The organism is Halothiobacillus sp. DCM-1, from assembly GCF_045689735.1.
GTDB lineage: Bacteria > Pseudomonadota > Gammaproteobacteria > Halothiobacillales > Halothiobacillaceae > Halothiobacillus.
Window position 1 is genome coordinate 1,530,349 of the sequence record NZ_CP142685.1, and the last position, 16,783, is coordinate 1,547,131.

Genomic DNA, 16,783 nt, shown 5'->3' on the forward strand with positions numbered 1-16,783 from the left:
GAATTGTGTCTTTAACGAGGAGAGGAAAAATGGCAGCAGTAACAGGTATTGCACTGGGTATGATCGAAACGCGTGGTCTGGTTCCGGCGATTGAAGCCGCCGATGCCATGACCAAAGCCGCGGAAGTTCGTCTGGTTGGTCGTCAATTCGTTGGTGGTGGCTATGTCACCGTGCTCGTGCGCGGGGAAACAGGTGCCGTTAACGCAGCAGTTCGTGCAGGCGCTGATGCCTGTGAACGAGTCGGCGACGGTTTGGTCGCGGCGCACATTATTGCCCGCGTCCACTCCGAAGTCGAAAACATCCTGCCGAAGGCACCGCAAGCCTAAGGGTCAGGAATTTAAGACCGGGTCGTGTCGTCTCCGGTCATTTGTGTCAATGACAGCTTAGGAGTTAATCAAATGGCTGATGTAACAGGTATTGCACTGGGTATGATCGAAACGCGTGGTCTGGTTCCGGCGATTGAAGCCGCTGACGCCATGACCAAAGCCGCCGAGGTGCGTTTGGTCGGTCGTCAATTCGTCGGTGGTGGCTATGTCACCGTCCTGGTTCGTGGAGAAACCGGCGCTGTCAACGCAGCCGTTCGTGCCGGCGCGGATGCCTGCGAGCGCGTGGGTGACGGCCTGGTGGCGGCTCACATCATCGCGCGTGTGCATTCAGAAGTAGAAAATATCCTGCCGAAGGCTCCGCAAGCCTAAGCTCAGGAACACACAAGACGGCACGATTCGGCGGCCTTCGCGCTGCCGATACCGTCTACCCTATTCCATCGGTTCGCATTCGGCGGACTGATCTGATCGAAATATAAAGAGGAAGCATCATGGCAACTACGCATGGCATCGCCCTTGGGATGATCGAAACCCGTGGTCTGGTTCCCGCTATTGAAGCGGCCGACGCCATGACCAAAGCGGCCGAAGTGCGTTTGGTCGGTCGGTCATTTGTTGGTGGTGGTTATGTCACCGTGCTGGTGCGTGGCGAAACCGGCGCCGTCAACGCGGCAGTTCGTGCGGGCGCCGACGCCTGTGAACGCGTGGGCGATGGTCTGGTCGCGGCGCACATCATTGCGCGCGTCCACTCTGAGGTTGAGAACATTCTTCCCTCTGACCCAAGCCAGACCGCACAAGCCTGGTGCGTAGCCAACCTGAACAACGGGGCCGTTTGATTCAACGGGAGTCAACGCCATGCGCCCGCATCCGCGAATCATTGGCTACCTGACGAGAGCGCTGGAGCACGAACTGAATGCCGTGCACCAGTATCAGACCCGTGCCGCCCTGACTGAACTCTGGGGCATGCCAGAACTTGCTGCCCATTACCGGCAGGAAGCGGCGCAGGAATTGGTTCATGCAGAACGACTGACCCGGCAGCTCCTTCTAATCGGGATCGCGCCAACGGCCTTATCGCTCACGGCGGTGCGCCCCGGGCGCGATCCCGACGAAATGGCTCAACTCTCCGCCGAAATGGAGGGCGCGGCTGTGCAGCTCTATGACGATGCCTGCCAGTTCTGCCGGATTATCCGCGATCAGGTGCATTTCGAACTGTTCCAATCACTGTTGCAGGAAGAGTACGCCCATTTCCAGCAGTATCAGTCCTCGTCCAACCACTGAGAGGGAAAACCCCGTGAGTGCAACCCCATCGACTACGATCGCTGTTGAAGGCTGGGAAACCCGGAAGCTGCCCCCTCAACTGACTTGCCGTTTCACTTTCAACAGTTATGCGCAGACCCGCCAGTTTCTGGATGATCTGGCCGATCTCTCCGAGTCCAACGGCAATTATCCCAACCTGCATTTCGCCAAAGATTTCGTCACGGTCACCATTGCCGCACCCGACGATGGCGCGTTGAACGAAGCCGAAGCTGCATTTGCCCGACAGGTCAACAGCTTGGCCAATCGCATTCTTCAGGGTTGAGTCCATGCCGACTCGCGCCTACACCATCGCGCTGGCCAACCTCAAAGGAGGCTGTGGCAAAACCACGATCAGCACCAATTTATCCGCCGCCTGTGCCATGCGTGGGCGCGTTGGTTTGATTGATGCGGATCCACAAGGTGCCCTGAAGCATTGGGTGGATTGGCAACAGGGCGATTCCGCCACGACTACCGCCTTGCCCACGCTGCATGCAGAACATGCGAACCCACTCGACAACCTGCTGAGTGCGCAGACGCAAAACGACTTTGTCATTGCAGACTGCCCGCCCTCGCTCGATATTGCGATCACTCAGGCGATTTTGACGCATTGTGATTTTGTCTTGGTGCCCGTGCTCCCCTCCCCGTTGGATTTGTGGGCCAGTGCGCAAACCATCGACATCATTCATCAGGCACGCACCCAAAATCCCTCATTGCGGGCGGCGCTGGTGTTGAACCAAACCGAACCCAAGAGTGCCATGACCCGCGCCATGCAGCAGGCCATCGCCAAATTGAATACTCCCGTGCTGACGACTTCGGTTCGTCGTCGCGCGGCGTATCGGAACGCTGTCGTGGAGGGCGTCAGCGTCTTCCAACTCGGTGTACGCGGCCGGGAAGCGGCCAATGAAATCCAACAGATCTTGATCGAGGTATTACCCCAATGAGCACGCTTGAAAGCAAACTGAGCGCCAGTATCACCGCGGAAAAACCAGCCGTTGCCGCGTCGCCCGCGGCCCCCGCTGCGGCAAAACCTGCGGCTACCGCAAAACCCGCAGCAGCGAAGCCGGCGGCCAAACCTGCCGCTGCGAAGCCGACGAGTGTCGCGGCCGATGACAATCAAGCGCCTCAACATGATTCCAGTAATCACCCGCGTCGGGTCTGGCCAGACTGATCCTCATTCAAGGCATTGATGTATGGCGGTTGGCATCGAACAACACCAGGAACTGCTCGATAGCCTGAGTCCGGCGGTCGCCGATGTACTCAAGGCGAACTGGCAGGAGCTTTCCCGCGCCTTTAGCCCTCGTGGCAATCAGGCCGTGCTGGAAAGTATTGCCAATCTCAACGCACTCGGGCGGGGCGATGAACTCGTGATCGCGTTCATCGAATCCTCTTCCATCGTGGCGCGCGAGGTGGGTGAGCAGTCGGTGTTCGATTTGTTATCGACTGTCATCAAAATGTTCTCCAAGACCAGTGGCTCCGTTCTGGCGCAAGTGTTTCGCTCTGCGCCGATCGCCGCCCTGCGGTTGGCTGAGGCGGATCTGTTCAATGCCTATCTCTCCTTGCTCGATCATGTCGCGGCCAAGGCGCCCCGCGCTTTGCGTCCGATGCTTGGCAAGATTGAGGAATTGTTGGGCTTTTTGACGCTGGGCGGACTGCGACGCTGGATAACCTGGGGCATTCAGGCGCACCGCAACGATTTTGCGGCTCAGGAAGCCTATTTCAGCTTGTCGACACCCGAATCTCAGGCCGTCATGCAGCGTGAGCGCCGGGGCGTCCTGTTCGTGGATGTCCAGCGGCGGCTCGTGATGTATCTGCGTGCGCTGTGGGGGCGGGATTTCCTGCTGCGCCCGACTTCGGGGGATTTTGAAACCCGTACCGGGTACAAACCGTTTCTGGATGAATTGTTCATTAACCTGCCGGACGCATTCGACGATTTCAAGGTCGAGGGTGAGGAACCGGTGGGGGGGCTGCTCCTTTATCGCGCGGCAGCGGCGCATGCGGCCGCCCACCGGCTGTACTCCCAACGCGATCCGTTGGCCGATCAAACCGATCCACTGCAGCGACTGGTGCTGGGTGCATTGGAAGATGCCCGTGTCGAGTTATTGGCCAGCGAAGATTTCCCCGGTCTGGTGCCGTTGTGGAATAACCTGCATCGCCTGACGGTCGCCGCGCTGCCGACTGATCAGCGCCATGGGACGACGGTACGCGTCGGGGCGCTGCTTGATCGGCTGGCGCTCGCCTTGAATGACCCGGATCATCCCGACGATCATCCCGTCATTGTCGCCGCCCGCCGGGGGGTTGCGGCAGCGAAAGCGGAGTTGCGTAACGGCAATCCTCTGCGCCCGTTGGGGCTCGCGCTCGTCGAGCAGATTCTCTCGTTGAACTTACCGTTTCAGGCGCGCACCGACCTGCCATCCAGCCCCTATCGCGACGATAACCGGATCCTCTGGGAGAAACCGGACACCGCAGACAAAGTATCCCTGGGGCAGGATATCAGCAGCAAACGCAAGTATGTGAGCATGATGGAAATGATTCATGCGGTGGATGTCGAATTCGCCACCGCCGAATCTGCCGATGAAATCTGGGTGCTCGCCACCGAACTGTATGACGATGACGGCACGACTTTCAACGAGTTGTATGGCACGCCGCCCGTTGCCTCGCCCATCCATTACCCCGAGTGGGATTATCAAACGCAGCTCGATCGCCCCTTGTGGACCACACTCACGGAGAAACGGCCAGTCTTGGGCGATCCGGAACAAATCGATGCGATCCTGCAGGAACATGCACCGATGGTGCGGCGCCTGAAATATCTGATCGAAGCGCTGCAACCGCAAGGCGTGATCCGGCAAAAAAAGGTGGAAGACGGCGACGAGGTCGATATCAACGCGGCCATTTATGCCATGACCAATATCCGCATGGGGCGGCAACCGGATCCACGCATCGGCATTCGTCGCCGGATTCAGGTGCGCGATCTCTCCGTGATTCTGTTGATCGACCTCTCCGAATCGACCAATGATCCCGTGCGCACCGGTGACGGAGAAAAAACCGTCCTCGGCCTTGCCCGTGAAGCCGCCGCGTTGCTGGGGGATACCCTTGACCGTATCGGCGATCCGTTCGCCATTCACGGGTTCGATTCCAACGGCCGCACCGATGTTGAGTACTACCGTTTCAAGGATTTCGACGAACGCTTTGGCGATAAAACCAAAGCGCGGCTGGCCGGGATGACCGGCCAGCTCTCTACCCGGATGGGTACGGCGCTGCGCCATGCCGGACGACTGCTGGATCAGCGCGCCAGTCAGCGCAAACTCATCTTGCTGCTGACCGATGGCGAACCGTCGGACAACGATGTCCGCGATCCGCAATATCTGCGCCACGATACCAAACGCGTGGTCGAAGAACTCCGGCGACGGGGCGTAGAAACCTTCTGCGTCACCCTGGATCCGTATGCGGATGATTATGTCGAGCGCATCTTCGGCGCCAAGCACTACATGATCCTCGATCATGTCGCGCGGCTGCCGGAAAAACTCCCCGCGCTCTATTTGTCGATGACGCGCTAACACGAGCCAAACACCTGATGCCCTGTGCTCACCTCAGGTGAGACTGGCCGGTGCCCGAGTGGAGAACGATGATGATTGAAGTGCAATGGTTGGTTCCGTTATTGCCGGTGTTATCGGCTGTTCTGGTACACAGCTTGTCTGCGGTGCTTGGCAAGCGGGTGGCGCAACTGTCGGTCACATTCGGCACGCTCACCGTCCTGGTGGCGGCCTGGGGCTTGTTGACCCACCTGGGCACCGCCGATGGCCCGGTCTGGCAAGGCGGGTTCTCTAGCTGGGGCAGCCTGCTGCACGATCCTTTGAGCCACATCATGTCGCTGGTGGTCGCCGGGATCAGCCTGATCGTTCATGTGTACTCGATTCGCTACATGACGGAAGAACCGGGTTATGCCCGCTTTTTCATCTTGCTGGATTTGATGACCGCCTCGATTCTGCTGATGGTTTCCGCAGGCGATCTCATCACCCTGCTGGTCGCCTGGCATCTGGTCGGGGTGTTTCTGTATTTTTTGCTCGGGCATGCCACCGAATCCAAGCCCGCGCAACGGTATGCGTTCTGGACCCTAATTACCTACCGCATCGGCGATTTGCCCCTGGTGCTCGCGGCGGTCATCCTCTACCAGGCGTATGGCGTCATTGATTTCCCCACGCTGTTTGCCCGCATCGGTGAAAACCCGGATGCCACCACCGTACTCGGCATGCCGGTCACAACAACTGCGGCCTTGCTGGTCGCCTTCTCTGCCTTTGCCAAATCGGCGCAGTTCCCCCTGCATACCTGGCTGCCCTACACCATGGAAGGGCCGACCCCCGTTTCCGCGCTGATGCACGCGGGCATCGTGAATGCCGGGGGCTTCATCATCAACCGCTTTGCACCGGTGTTCGTCCATGCCGATGCCGTCCTGCACCTGTTGTTCGTGGTGGGACTGATCACCGCGCTGATTGGCTCGGTGTTGATGCTCACGCAAAACGACATCAAAAAATCCTTGGGCTACTCCACCATGGGACAGATGGGTTTTATGGTGATGGAATGCGGCCTCGGCGCGTTCTCATTGGCCATTTTCCATTTGATTGCTCATGGCCTGTTCAAAGGCACCATGTTCCTGAGCGCGGGCAGTGTGATTGGCGAGGCGCGGCAGAGCGATGGTGTGCCCAACAATCCGCTGTACACCTTTCTGGTCGAGCGCAAACCTGCCTCCGCCCGCCTACCGTGGCTATTGATCGGCCTGGTGACGCTGGTGGTTCCGTTGGCGATTCTGGTCTTGGCGCATTGGTTCGTGGCGGCGGATTTCTTCCAGAAACAAGGTGCAATCGTCCTGCTGTTCTTTGGCTGGATCACGGGCGTCCAGGTGCTGTTCGCCACCCACCGGCTGGATGCGAATAACCCGATCCGGCTGATGCTGATGATCTTGCTGTCGTTTGCCCTCATCGTCATCGGCTACACCGTGATCGGCCATGCCTTCGAGAACTTCCTTTACCCGGACGATGCCTTCCGCAACGCGATTTATCACGCGGCCGGCATCGATGCGGTGACTTTCGATGGGCTGGTCTTATTGCTCGCGTTGATCGTGCTGGGCGGCTGGCTCACCAGCTATCTCAAAAGCCGTCAGCGCAGTCTGTGGAGTCCACGGTTCGCCGGGCTGCAACTGGCGCTCTATTCACTGATTTCCCGCGAATTTTATGTCGCTGACATCTATGACCGCCTGGCGCTGAACCTGGTCGGTCTGTCCAAACGCCTGAATGTTCTGTTGCGGTGGTACTGAGATGACGCTCTTTCTGCTTCTGCTAGCCGGTATATTTTTACCGTTATTTCCCTTCAGCATGATCTTCAGCGCGGTCTTTAGTCGGCTCAGCCACCCCGTCGCGCGCATCCTGCTGCTGCTGCTCTGGCCGCAGGCCGGCGTGTGGCTCTTGGCTCAGGCCGGGTTGCCCTTGGCCAGTCCTTTTTTTGTCGGCTGGGCGATCTTCACCTTCTTGCTGTATGCCCTGCGGCTCCTCACCGTGCGCGATCTGTTTCAATGGAGCGCAATGCTACTGATCTCCGCAACGACCCTCACCTGGCTGCTCGCCAGCACCACGGCGGATCGCCTGCTGTTACAACAATTCGTGTTATGGCTGACTGTCGCCCCGGTGTTTTTGGTCTTCCTGGCTGAGGCGCTTAAAGTCCGGTTCGGGGCGGCCTATGCCGGCTTATTTACTGGGCTGGCGCGGCGGCTGCCCAGGCTCTCTGCCTTACTGGTGTTCAGTGTCCTTGCCGCCATGGCGCTGCCGATCTTTCCGGCTTTTTTCTCGATGCTCGGGCTGATGGTGCAAAGCCCGATCCATTGGGGCGTGCCCGTGCTGATCGGCTGGTTATTCTGGACCTGGGCCGGTACCCGCCTGCTTAATGGCTTCGTGTTCGGCACCCCCAGCCAGACAACGGCCACGGATCTTTGTCTTGGCAAAACACTCGCCATCGGTCTTGGCTTGATGTCTGTTGTCATCCTCAATCTGATCTGGACGGGGGTAACCGTATGAGTCACCTGACCCTAGGGCGGCGATTAAAAATCCGCTCCATGATTCACATGGCGGCCGAGCCCATTCCGTATTTTTGGCCGATGCGAACCTTCATTCACCACAACCCGCTGCATGGTTTGGAGCATTTGCCCTTCGAACAGGCCGTGCGCCAGGGGGAAGCACTGTTTCATGGTCGTGCCTTTTTGTCGCGCGCCGAATATCAGCGCTATGCGGCCGAAGGCCGGGTCGATGACGCCAACCTCCGGCAATCCATCGAACGCTTTCTGCAAGAGCGGTCGGTCGCCATTCCGGGCATGGATCTGCCTGCGCTGCTTATGCATCTGCTGAAAAATGAGCCCAGCCCAGTCACGCAGCCGCTGCGGCTCAGCACGGCAGAGGATTTGGCGCAAGCCCTGCGAGAACCGCAGACGGTCATCGATCATCCGACCGACATCGAGCGCCTTGCCGCCGACCTGCATGCCCAATTCCCCCCCGAACGGCCGCTGTATGAGGCTATTGACACGCTATTTGGCACCCAGATCGGTGAAACGATCGACGAGCTGCTCATCAAAAGCCTGCTCGACTTCTTTGACGAAGGCCAATCCACCTGGCAAATGCCGAACCGGGAAAAAGGACTGTTCTCGGCCTGGAGCGCCATCGCAAAACGCAATGTCCGGTTTTTCTTACGCGGCGTACATATCTGCAAAATCATCCGCCGTGATGCCACCCCCGAAGGCACCATCGACCACATCCTGACCGAACTCGGCCTGCCCGAAGCCCACTGGCCCGGATTTATCACCCGCGAACTGACCCGGCTCCACGGCTGGTCGGGGTTCATTCGCTGGCGCTCATCGAGCAAAAATTATCATTGGGCGAAGGAATATCCGGCGGACTTGATTGATCTGCTGGCCATTCGACTCGTGGTGGGTCTGGCCTTGATCCGGGAAGAAGCGCGCCGCCGCAAACTGCCCGCCACCTTGAGTGCCTTGCACAGCTATATCGATGAACGCACCGCCGAATGCTATCTGCGTCAGGCCTATCATGGAGGCACGGTGCTGCCCGCCTATGCGCATGCGGTCGATGACGCGCTCGCCCGACGGAACCCGGCACACATCAACCGCCTCTTGCCACAATATCTTTTGGCCGAACGCAATCGCGAAGCCAAGGCACAGGCTCATCGTCTGCTCAGCCTCAGTGAGTCCGCGGGGCAAGCGCCGGCGCTGCGCGCGCTGGACACCGACCAACTGGGCGCGCTCCACGCGCTGATCGCCGAGTTTGAGCAGGCCGAGGGCATGTTCTGGCTGCGAGCGATGGAGTCCGTGTACCGACGGGAACTGCTCAGCCAACTCCGCCTGCAAGCTCCCCACAAAAAGGCGCGCCGCCCATTCGCTCAGGCACTGTTTTGCATTGATGTCCGCTCGGAGCCCATCCGTCGCCAGCTTGAAACCGTTGGCGAATATCAGACCTTCGGCATCGCCGGGTTTTTTGGTGTGCCCGTGAGTTTCATCGGCCTGGGCAAAGGGAGTGAATCCCATCTCTGTCCGGTGGTCATTACCCCAAAAAACCTGGTGCTGGAAGTACCCACCGGTGCCATGGGGATCGAGTCCGACTTCTACTCTTCGGCTGGGCATGTCCTGCACGAGCTGAAAAGTTCGGTGCTCTCGCCCTACTTCACCGTCGAAGCCATCGGGCTGTTGTTTGGTTTCGACATGATCGGCAAAACCATCGCGCCACGCACTTATCATCAGTGGCGCAACCGAATCGAACCGAAACAACCCTCTACCCGCCTACTGATCGACAAACTCACCCGCGAAGATGCCGATTCGATTGTCCGCGCCCTGCAACGGGTGATGATTGTCCGCGCCATTCATCAAGATTTTGGCATCGAACGCGAGTCGGTCACCGACGCCATGGTCAAAGAGCTGCGCGAAACCGCCATGGGACTACGCAGCGGGCAGACGGAGTTCGCTCGCCACTTCGCGCTCAGCCAACTTGCCGAACACGAATTCATCACCCGCCTGCAAGTCGATTACCAGATCAACCGTTCTTATGTCTCGATGCAAATGGAGCGCCTGGGACGCATTGGCTTCAGTGTCGAAGAACAGGCGTACTATGTCGAAAAAGCCCTGCAATCCATTGGCCTGACCGAGAACTTTTCTCGATTCATCCTGCTCGTCGGGCATTTGAGCCAGTCGGAAAACAACCCCTATGAATCCGCGCTCGATTGTGGCGCCTGCGGCGGCGGCCAGGGTCTGCCCTCCGCCCGCGTACTCGCGCAAATGGGCAACAAGCCGGAAGTTCGGCGCAAACTGCGCGAGCAAGGCATCGACATTCCCGACGATACCTGGTTTTTGCCCGCGACCCACAACACCACCTCAGATGCGCTGACACTGCACGAACTCGATCTGCTCCCCAACAGCCATCTGGTGTACCTCGAACGGCTGCGTAATGGTCTTCGCGCGGCCAGCCGGCTGAATGCCGCCGAGCGACTGCCGAAGCTCGAACCCCATACCCCGCGCGCCATCGGCACCATCAAGGCACTCAAGCGCATCGAGCGCAATGCCTCGGACTGGACCCAGGTTCGCCCCGAGTGGGGGCTGGCGCGCAATGCCGCGGTCATTGTCGGCGGGCGATACCTTACCGAGGGCGTGCATCTCGATGGACGCAGTTTCTTGCAATCCTACGATTACCGGGTCGATCCGAAAGGTCGGTTACTCGAAAGCATCCTCACCGGCCCCCTGATCGTCGGCCAGTGGATCAACCTCGAGCACTATTTTTCGGCCGTTGATAACGAACGCTTCGGCAGCGGCAGCAAGGCCTATCACAATGTGGCCGGCCGCTTTGGTGTCATCACAGGCAACCTGAGTGATCTACGAACCGGATTGCCGGCCCAGTCCGTGCTGCGGGACGGCCGTCCTTATCACGAACCCATCCGGCTACTCGCCGTCGTTGAAGCCCCCATCGGTTTTGTCGGCCAAGTCGTTGGCGGCCTACCGAAAATCAAAAGCCTGGTGGTCAATGGCTGGGTCACCGTGGTCATTGCCGATCCAGAAACCGGCCACCTGCATCACTTCGACCAAGGCACCTGGCACGATCTGGGTCTTGCCCCCTACCTCACCAACCTGCCCGTTACCCCCGTCGCAGAGGAGATCCACGCATGAACGACTTGAAACTCAATCCATTGAAAAAGATGGAAATCATCATCGAAGGCGCCCATCAAAGCTTCGCCACGGATCTGCTCGACCGCGCCGGGGTCAAAGGGTACACCATCGTTGGCAACCTATCCGGCAAAGGCCGGGGCGGTTTTCACGAAGGTCACCTCATGTTTAATGAAGAAGAAGTGATGGTCATGATCATCACGGCGGTGCCCGAAGCGCTGGTTGCCCCCATCCTCGAAGGATTTACCCCATTCTTCAACCAACACAGCGGCGTGGTCTTTGTTTCGGATATTCAGGTCAGCCGTCTCGTCAAGTTCACGCGCTGATTTATACTTCTCCCCATTCTCGTCTTAAAGGAGTGTCCATGAGCACCGCCATCGACCAGTACCGCATTACCCGCGAACCGTATTACAAACCGGTTCACAACGAAGTCGAGCTGTATACCGCCGGCTATGGCGCCCGCCTGCCGATCATGCTCAAAGGCCCGACCGGCTGCGGTAAATCGCGTTTCGTAGAATACATGGCCTGGAAACTCGGTCGGCCGCTGATTACGGTGGCCTGTAACGAAGACATGACCGCCTCGGATCTCGTGGGGCGCTATCTGCTCGACAAGGACGGCACCCGCTGGCAAGACGGCCCGCTGACCACCGCCGCCCGCATTGGCGCCATCTGCTACCTGGATGAAGTGGTCGAAGCCCGTCAGGACACCATCGTCGTGATTCACCCGCTGACCGACCATCGTCGCGTCCTGCCGCTGGAGAAAAAGGGCGAGCTGGTGGAAGCCCACCCAGACTTTCAGCTCGTTATCTCCTACAACCCCGGCTATCAAAACCTGATGAAAGACCTCAAACAGTCCACCAAACAACGCTTTGGTGCGCTGGACTTCGACTATCCCGAAGCCGAAACCGAAACCGAGATCGTCGCCCATGAAACCGGGGTCGATCGAGATACCGCACACAAGTTGGTGCAAATCGCCCATCGTGCCCGCAACCTCAAAGGCCATGGTCTGGACGAAGGTCTCTCCACCCGGCTGCTAGTTTATGCAGGCAAACTGATCGCCAAGGGGATCAACGCGCGTGCCGCCTGCGCCATGACCCTCGTCAACCCAATCACCGATGACCCCGATATGCGGGATGCGCTGGAAACCGTGGTAACCACTTACTTCTAAGCGCCGAGTGGCGACGGAAAAGGCAACATGCAACAAATCAATTATGTCGGGATTGACCAGGATAACCATGGGGGCATGACCCACATTGGCAAAATCATCCGGGATGGCTGGTTGTTTGGCCTCATTCCAGAGACGGAAACGGGTGCCGGTTGGCGCCCGGCGCAAATCCAGGTGCTCTATGAAAAAGTCTTTGCCGCCTGGGAGCCCTACGCACACCTTCCCAGCCGGTTACCGCCGGATTTGCAGGAAAAGTACCTGCGCATTCAGCAGGCCGCCATCGACCGCGCCAAACAAAACGGCTGGAACCCGGAACTCGGCGACGACGATTGAGTCTTTCCTCCGCGCCCGTTGAGTGCCATCGACCGCGACGGGGCGTCTTCCGCCACCACGAAGCCATACTATGCTGACCTACCCGCACATCGACCCCATCGCCGTGGCCATCGGCCCCCTCAAAGTGCACTGGTACGGGCTGATGTACCTGGTCGGCTTCGTCGGTGCCTGGGCACTCGGACGCTACCGGGCAGCCAAACCCGATTGGCCATTGAACCCTGTCCAAATCGACGATTTGATTTTTTACGGCGCCCTAGGGGTGATTCTCGGCGGGCGGATCGGCTACATGGTGTTCTACCAAACCCCGGAGCTGCTGCATAACCCCTTGACCTTGTTCATGGTTTGGGATGGCGGCATGAGCTTTCACGGAGGGCTGATCGGCGTGATGACGGCCATGGCGCTGTTTGCCCGCAAATACCGCGTGCCTTTTTTCACGCTGATGGACTTCATTGCGCCGCTGGTGCCGATTGGCCTATTCGCTGGCCGAATCGGCAACTTCATCAATGGCGAGCTGTGGGGTAAGGTCACCACGCTGCCCTGGGGGATGGTATTCCCCACCGGCGGGCCGTTGCCGCGCCATCCTTCGATGCTCTACGAGGCGTTTCTCGAAGGCATTGTGCTGTTCACGGTGCTGTTTTTATTTTCGATCAAGCCCCGCCCCCGGATGGCCGTTTCTGCCTTATTCCTGATCTTGTACGGCAGCTTCCGCTTTCTGGTTGAGTTCGTGCGGGAACCCGATCCGCAACTCGGGTATTTGTGGGACGGTTGGCTCACCATGGGGCAGGTGCTCTCGGCACCCATGATCCTCATCGGCATCGGCTTACTGATTTATGCCTATCGCTTACGCCGGTATGATCGTCCTGTGACCCGACCCGAGGACATCGCCGGATGAACGCCTATCTCGATTTGATGCGCCGTGTGCTGAACGAAGGCACCGATCGCAGTGACCGCACTGGCACCGGCACCCGCAGCGTGTTCGGTCACCAGATGCGCTTTGATCTCGCCGCAGGATTTCCGGTCGTCACCACCAAAAAACTCCACCTGCGCTCGATCATCCACGAACTGTTGTGGTTCATCCGGGGCGATACCAGTATCCGCTATCTCAAAGAGCATGGCGTGCGCATCTGGGATGAATGGGCGGATGCTGAGGGCAATCTCGGCCCCGTCTATGGGCAGCAATGGCGTTCCTGGGCGGCACCGGATGGCCGCACGATCGATCAATTGGCGCAGGTCATCGAGGATATTCGCCGCACACCGGATTCCCGCCGCCTAATCGTGACCGCCTGGAACCCCGCCGATGTGCCCGCGATGGCGCTGCCGCCCTGCCACCTGCTGTTCCAGTTTTATGTCGCCGACGGCCGACTATCGTGCCAGCTCTACCAACGCAGCGCGGATATTTTTCTGGGCGTACCGTTCAATATCGCCAGCTATGCGCTGCTGACCCTGATGATCGCGCAAATCACGGATCTCAAGCCCGGTGAATTCATCCACACGCTCGGGGATGCCCACCTCTATCACAATCATCTGGATCAAGCGCGGCTCCAGCTCGAACGCACGCCGCGCCCCTTGCCGACGATGCGCATCAACCCGGCGGTGCGGACAATCGATCAGTTCGTCTTCGAGGATTTTTCCTTGGAGGGCTATGATCCCTGGCCGCATATCGCCGCGCCGGTTGCCGTATAATCTGGGACGTCTCAATCCCTAGGGCGTTTACCATGTCCGGCCTCGTCAGCAGTCATAAGTTCGTCGAACGCATCGGCAATCAGCTGAACAACCTGGCGCACCTGCTGTTGCTGTTCGTGTTGTGGCTCTCGGTGCTCTGGTCCGTGTCGGCCTCCGTCATCGACATTCTGCACAAAGGCACGCCCTCGCTCGATGATCTGCTGCTGTTTTTCATTTATCTCGAAATCCTGGCGATGATCGGCATCTACTTTCAAACCAAACGCATGCCAGTGCGCTTTCTGATTTACATCGCCATTACCGCCCTGACCCGGGTGCTGGTCGTCGATGTCAAAGTCATGGATAACGGGACGATCATCACCTACGCGGGTGCCATTACCGTGCTCGCACTGGCCGTTCTGATCATCAAGTACAGCTCGGCCCGGTTTCCCGGCGGCTCGACGGATGCCCCATGAAAATCAGTCTGGTCGCCGCGCTGTCCCGTAATCAGGTCATCGGCCGCAACAACACCCTGCCTTGGCATTTGCCGGCCGATCTGGCGCGGTTCAAGCGCATCACGCTGGGTAAGCCCATCATCATGGGGCGAAAAACTTTCGAGTCGATTGGTAAGCCGTTGCCGGGACGGCTGAATATCGTCATCAGCCGGGATCTTGGTCTGACGATTCCCGGCGTGACCGTCGCCCATGGTCTGGATGATGCACTGGCCGCGGCCGGCGAGGCACCGGAAGTCATGATCATCGGCGGTGCCAATATCTATTACCAGTTCATGCCCCGCGCAGACTGGTTGTATTTCACGGTGGTGCACACCCGCATCGAAGAGGGGGATGCCTTCTTCCCCGCCTACAACCGGCGGGAGTGGCGTCTGATTATGGAAGAACACCACCCCGCCGATGCGCACAACGCGTATCCCTACAGCTTCATGACTTGGCAACGCATCACCAACCAGCCGATCTGCGGCTGATCTTGCATCGCGGCAGACTGCAGCAATCTCTTTGCCATTCGTCACCGGATTGTCATAAGATCAAAGCAGGGCAAGTCAGCGATACGCCCCGGAGACACTGCCATGATCGATCTGCGCGACGAATACAACTATCAGCCGGAACTCATCGCCAAACTGTGCCGGATCTATGCCGTGCTGCAGGCACACCGCTACACCTATGCCAGTCTGATGGCGCTCGCGGGCGGCGCGTTCTTGTTGCAATGGTCGCCGATGGCCGCCAGCAGCACATTCACCGGCTATCCCTGGCTCGGCCTTCCGGTGCTCATGGGGGCACTCTGGCTGCTCGTCACGCCGTTGGCACTGATTGCCAAAACACTTACGCTCTCCGTCCGTTGGCAGGCGGAATTTTTATCCTTCCGCGATTTGAACTGGATGCGCGCCATGACCGACCGGCACCCCGCCCTTCATCCGCAGGCAGCGCCCTTCCTGGACTCTGCCCAACCGGTGCCGATGAATGCGTTACGCGAATTCTGGCCGGGGCTGGTGCGGGCAGAGGAACAAAACCAGGGTAGAAACTGAACCGGATTCACCGTAATCCGAGCTCCCCCGATACCAAGGGTTGAACGAGGTTCCGCGCCGCGGTAACGGTTCTCCCTAAACCACTGATTCCAGAACGACGAAAGCCAAGGCGTAGTGTCGTTCATCGCTCACGGACACATGCGCCGCAGTGACCCCCATGGCCTGCGCACGGCGCAAGGCCGCCCCGGTGAACTTCAACTGGGGCGCGCCCAGCGGCGTATGCACTGTCTGGATGTCCGCCAGTGTAATTCCGGCGCGAAAACCCGTACCCAGGGCCTTGGCCGCCGCTTCTTTGGCCGCAAAGCGTTTGGCCAGCCAGGCAGGGAACCCCGGCGTATGGCTGTCGGGCAGTGCCGCGCGCTCATCGTCACCGAGCAGCCGATCCAGCAGCCGATCCCCGTGCCGCCGCCATGCCCGTTCGATGCGGGCAATCTCCACCAGATCGGTACCTAAACCCACAATCACCGCAACGCCCCGTCTGTTCAATCCGTTCGACAATCAAGCCGTTCGACGATCAAGCGCGAACGCGCGCGGTTTGGATCAAGCGCTTCATCTCCGCCACCGCCGCAGGCAAACCCACGAATACCGCGCGGGCGATGATGGCGTGGCCGATATTGAGCTCCTCGATTTGCGGAATGGCCGCAATGGCCTGCACATTGTGGTAATGCAAGCCGTGTCCGGCATTCACCTGTAAGCCCACATCCGCCGCATCCTGCGCGCAGGTGATGATGTCGTGCAGAATCCGAGCCTGGGTCGCATCATCCTCCGCCTCGGCATAATGCCCCGTATGCAATTCGATCACCGGCGCCTCGCAGGCGACGGCGGCATCGATCTGCCGCGGATCGGGGTCGATGAACAAGGACACGCGAATCCCCGCCGCCCGCAGCCGGTCACAGGCCGCGTGAATCCGCTCGATCTGACCGGCGACATCCAGCCCCCCCTCGGTAGTCAATTCCTCGCGCCGCTCCGGCACCAGGCAGCAATCCTGCGGGCGCACCCGGCAGGCGAACTCGATCATTTCCTCCGTGACGGCCATTTCGAGGTTCATCCGAGTGTGCAACAGCTCCCGCAGGCGCAGGACATCGGCATCCTGGATATGCCGACGATCTTCCCGCAAATGCAGGGTAATGCTGTCCGCCCCCGCCTGTTCTGCCAGAAGCGCCGCGTGCACGGGATCCGGATAACGGGTGCCGCGCGCCTGCCGTAAGGTCGCCACATGATCGATATTGAGCCCCAGCAGGGGCGGGTTGGCGGTCACACGGTTGGTCATC

General features: G+C 59.3%; 20 protein-coding genes. 18 read left to right on the top strand and 2 right to left on the bottom strand.

Annotated features, from left to right (window positions below; all coding sequences use genetic code 11):
- The first annotated feature begins 29 nt into the window (after positions 1-29).
- The 18 genes from VOI35_RS07130 to VOI35_RS07215 all read left to right on the top strand — a co-directional run bounded on the left by VOI35_RS07130 (position 30) and on the right by VOI35_RS07215 (position 15,512).
- Positions 30-326: a BMC domain-containing protein gene (locus tag VOI35_RS07130; RefSeq protein WP_066099407.1), complete on the top strand. Its 297-nt coding sequence runs from the start codon at positions 30-32 to the stop codon at positions 324-326.
- Between the two features lie 72 nt (positions 327-398).
- Entirely contained in the window at positions 399-695 is a 297-nt protein-coding gene (locus VOI35_RS07135) for a BMC domain-containing protein (protein ID WP_012823794.1), read from the top strand.
- A gap of 119 nt (positions 696-814) precedes the next feature.
- The gene (locus tag VOI35_RS07140; protein WP_407275378.1) at positions 815-1,156 is read left to right on the top strand and encodes a BMC domain-containing protein; all 342 of its coding nucleotides are present in this window, start codon (positions 815-817) and stop codon (positions 1,154-1,156) included.
- Positions 1,157-1,175: 19 nt separating this feature from the next.
- Positions 1,176-1,598, top strand: coding sequence for a bacterioferritin (locus VOI35_RS07145; RefSeq protein ID WP_407275379.1), 423 nt, complete (start codon positions 1,176-1,178; stop codon positions 1,596-1,598).
- Positions 1,599-1,611: 13 nt separating this feature from the next.
- Entirely contained in the window at positions 1,612-1,899 is a 288-nt protein-coding gene (locus VOI35_RS07150) for a 4a-hydroxytetrahydrobiopterin dehydratase (RefSeq protein ID WP_407275380.1), read from the top strand.
- A 4-nt stretch (positions 1,900-1,903) separates the two neighbouring features.
- Positions 1,904-2,557 carry a ParA family partition ATPase gene (parA, locus tag VOI35_RS07155; protein WP_407275381.1) on the top strand — a complete coding sequence of 218 codons (654 nt, stop codon included), beginning with the start codon at positions 1,904-1,906 and terminating at the stop codon, positions 2,555-2,557.
- 249 nt (positions 2,558-2,806) lie between these two features.
- Positions 2,807-5,170, top strand: a complete 2,364-nt coding sequence (locus VOI35_RS07160; protein WP_407275382.1) for a nitric oxide reductase activation protein NorD — start codon at positions 2,807-2,809, stop codon at positions 5,168-5,170.
- A gap of 71 nt (positions 5,171-5,241) precedes the next feature.
- Positions 5,242-6,924 carry an NADH-quinone oxidoreductase subunit L gene (locus VOI35_RS07165; protein ID WP_407276810.1) on the top strand — a complete coding sequence of 561 codons (1,683 nt, stop codon included), beginning with the start codon at positions 5,242-5,244 and terminating at the stop codon, positions 6,922-6,924.
- Between the two features lies 1 nt (position 6,925).
- Positions 6,926-7,678: a hypothetical protein gene (locus tag VOI35_RS07170; protein ID WP_407275383.1), complete on the top strand. Its 753-nt coding sequence runs from the start codon at positions 6,926-6,928 to the stop codon at positions 7,676-7,678.
- Complete coding sequence (locus tag VOI35_RS07175; RefSeq protein ID WP_407275384.1) at positions 7,675-10,818, top strand: DUF2309 domain-containing protein; 3,144 nt, start codon at positions 7,675-7,677, stop codon at positions 10,816-10,818. Before VOI35_RS07170 ends, VOI35_RS07175 begins: the two co-directional genes overlap by 4 nt.
- Positions 10,815-11,141, top strand: coding sequence for a P-II family nitrogen regulator (locus VOI35_RS07180; protein WP_407275385.1), 327 nt, complete (start codon positions 10,815-10,817; stop codon positions 11,139-11,141). Before VOI35_RS07175 ends, VOI35_RS07180 begins: the two co-directional genes overlap by 4 nt.
- A gap of 38 nt (positions 11,142-11,179) precedes the next feature.
- Positions 11,180-11,983 carry a CbbQ/NirQ/NorQ/GpvN family protein gene (locus tag VOI35_RS07185; RefSeq protein WP_407275386.1) on the top strand — a complete coding sequence of 268 codons (804 nt, stop codon included), beginning with the start codon at positions 11,180-11,182 and terminating at the stop codon, positions 11,981-11,983.
- A gap of 27 nt (positions 11,984-12,010) precedes the next feature.
- Positions 12,011-12,313: a hypothetical protein gene (locus VOI35_RS07190; RefSeq protein WP_407275387.1), complete on the top strand. Its 303-nt coding sequence runs from the start codon at positions 12,011-12,013 to the stop codon at positions 12,311-12,313.
- 70 nt (positions 12,314-12,383) lie between these two features.
- A complete protein-coding gene (gene lgt / locus VOI35_RS07195) occupies positions 12,384-13,205 on the top strand; it encodes a prolipoprotein diacylglyceryl transferase (protein WP_407275388.1) in 822 nt (273 codons plus the stop codon).
- Entirely contained in the window at positions 13,202-13,996 is a 795-nt protein-coding gene (locus tag VOI35_RS07200; protein ID WP_407275389.1) for a thymidylate synthase, read from the top strand. Before lgt ends, VOI35_RS07200 begins: the two co-directional genes overlap by 4 nt.
- 32 nt (positions 13,997-14,028) lie before the next feature.
- Entirely contained in the window at positions 14,029-14,448 is a 420-nt protein-coding gene (locus VOI35_RS07205) for a phosphate-starvation-inducible protein PsiE (protein WP_407275390.1), read from the top strand.
- Entirely contained in the window at positions 14,445-14,954 is a 510-nt protein-coding gene (gene folA, locus VOI35_RS07210; protein WP_407275391.1) for a type 3 dihydrofolate reductase, read from the top strand. Before VOI35_RS07205 ends, folA begins: the two co-directional genes overlap by 4 nt.
- Before the next feature lie 102 nt (positions 14,955-15,056).
- On the top strand, positions 15,057-15,512 hold the full coding sequence (locus VOI35_RS07215) for a hypothetical protein (protein ID WP_407275392.1): 456 nt from the start codon (positions 15,057-15,059) through the stop codon (positions 15,510-15,512).
- A gap of 75 nt (positions 15,513-15,587) precedes the next feature.
- Here VOI35_RS07215 and acpS read toward each other — a convergent pair whose 3' ends face one another.
- Together acpS and pdxJ are read right to left on the bottom strand one after the other, a co-directional pair.
- Positions 15,588-15,977: a holo-ACP synthase gene (gene acpS, locus VOI35_RS07220; RefSeq protein WP_407275393.1), complete on the bottom strand. Its 390-nt coding sequence runs from the start codon at positions 15,975-15,977 to the stop codon at positions 15,588-15,590.
- A gap of 49 nt (positions 15,978-16,026) precedes the next feature.
- Positions 16,027-16,782, bottom strand: a complete 756-nt coding sequence (gene pdxJ / locus VOI35_RS07225; protein ID WP_407275394.1) for a pyridoxine 5'-phosphate synthase — start codon at positions 16,780-16,782, stop codon at positions 16,027-16,029.
- Position 16,783: the final 1 nt, after the last annotated feature.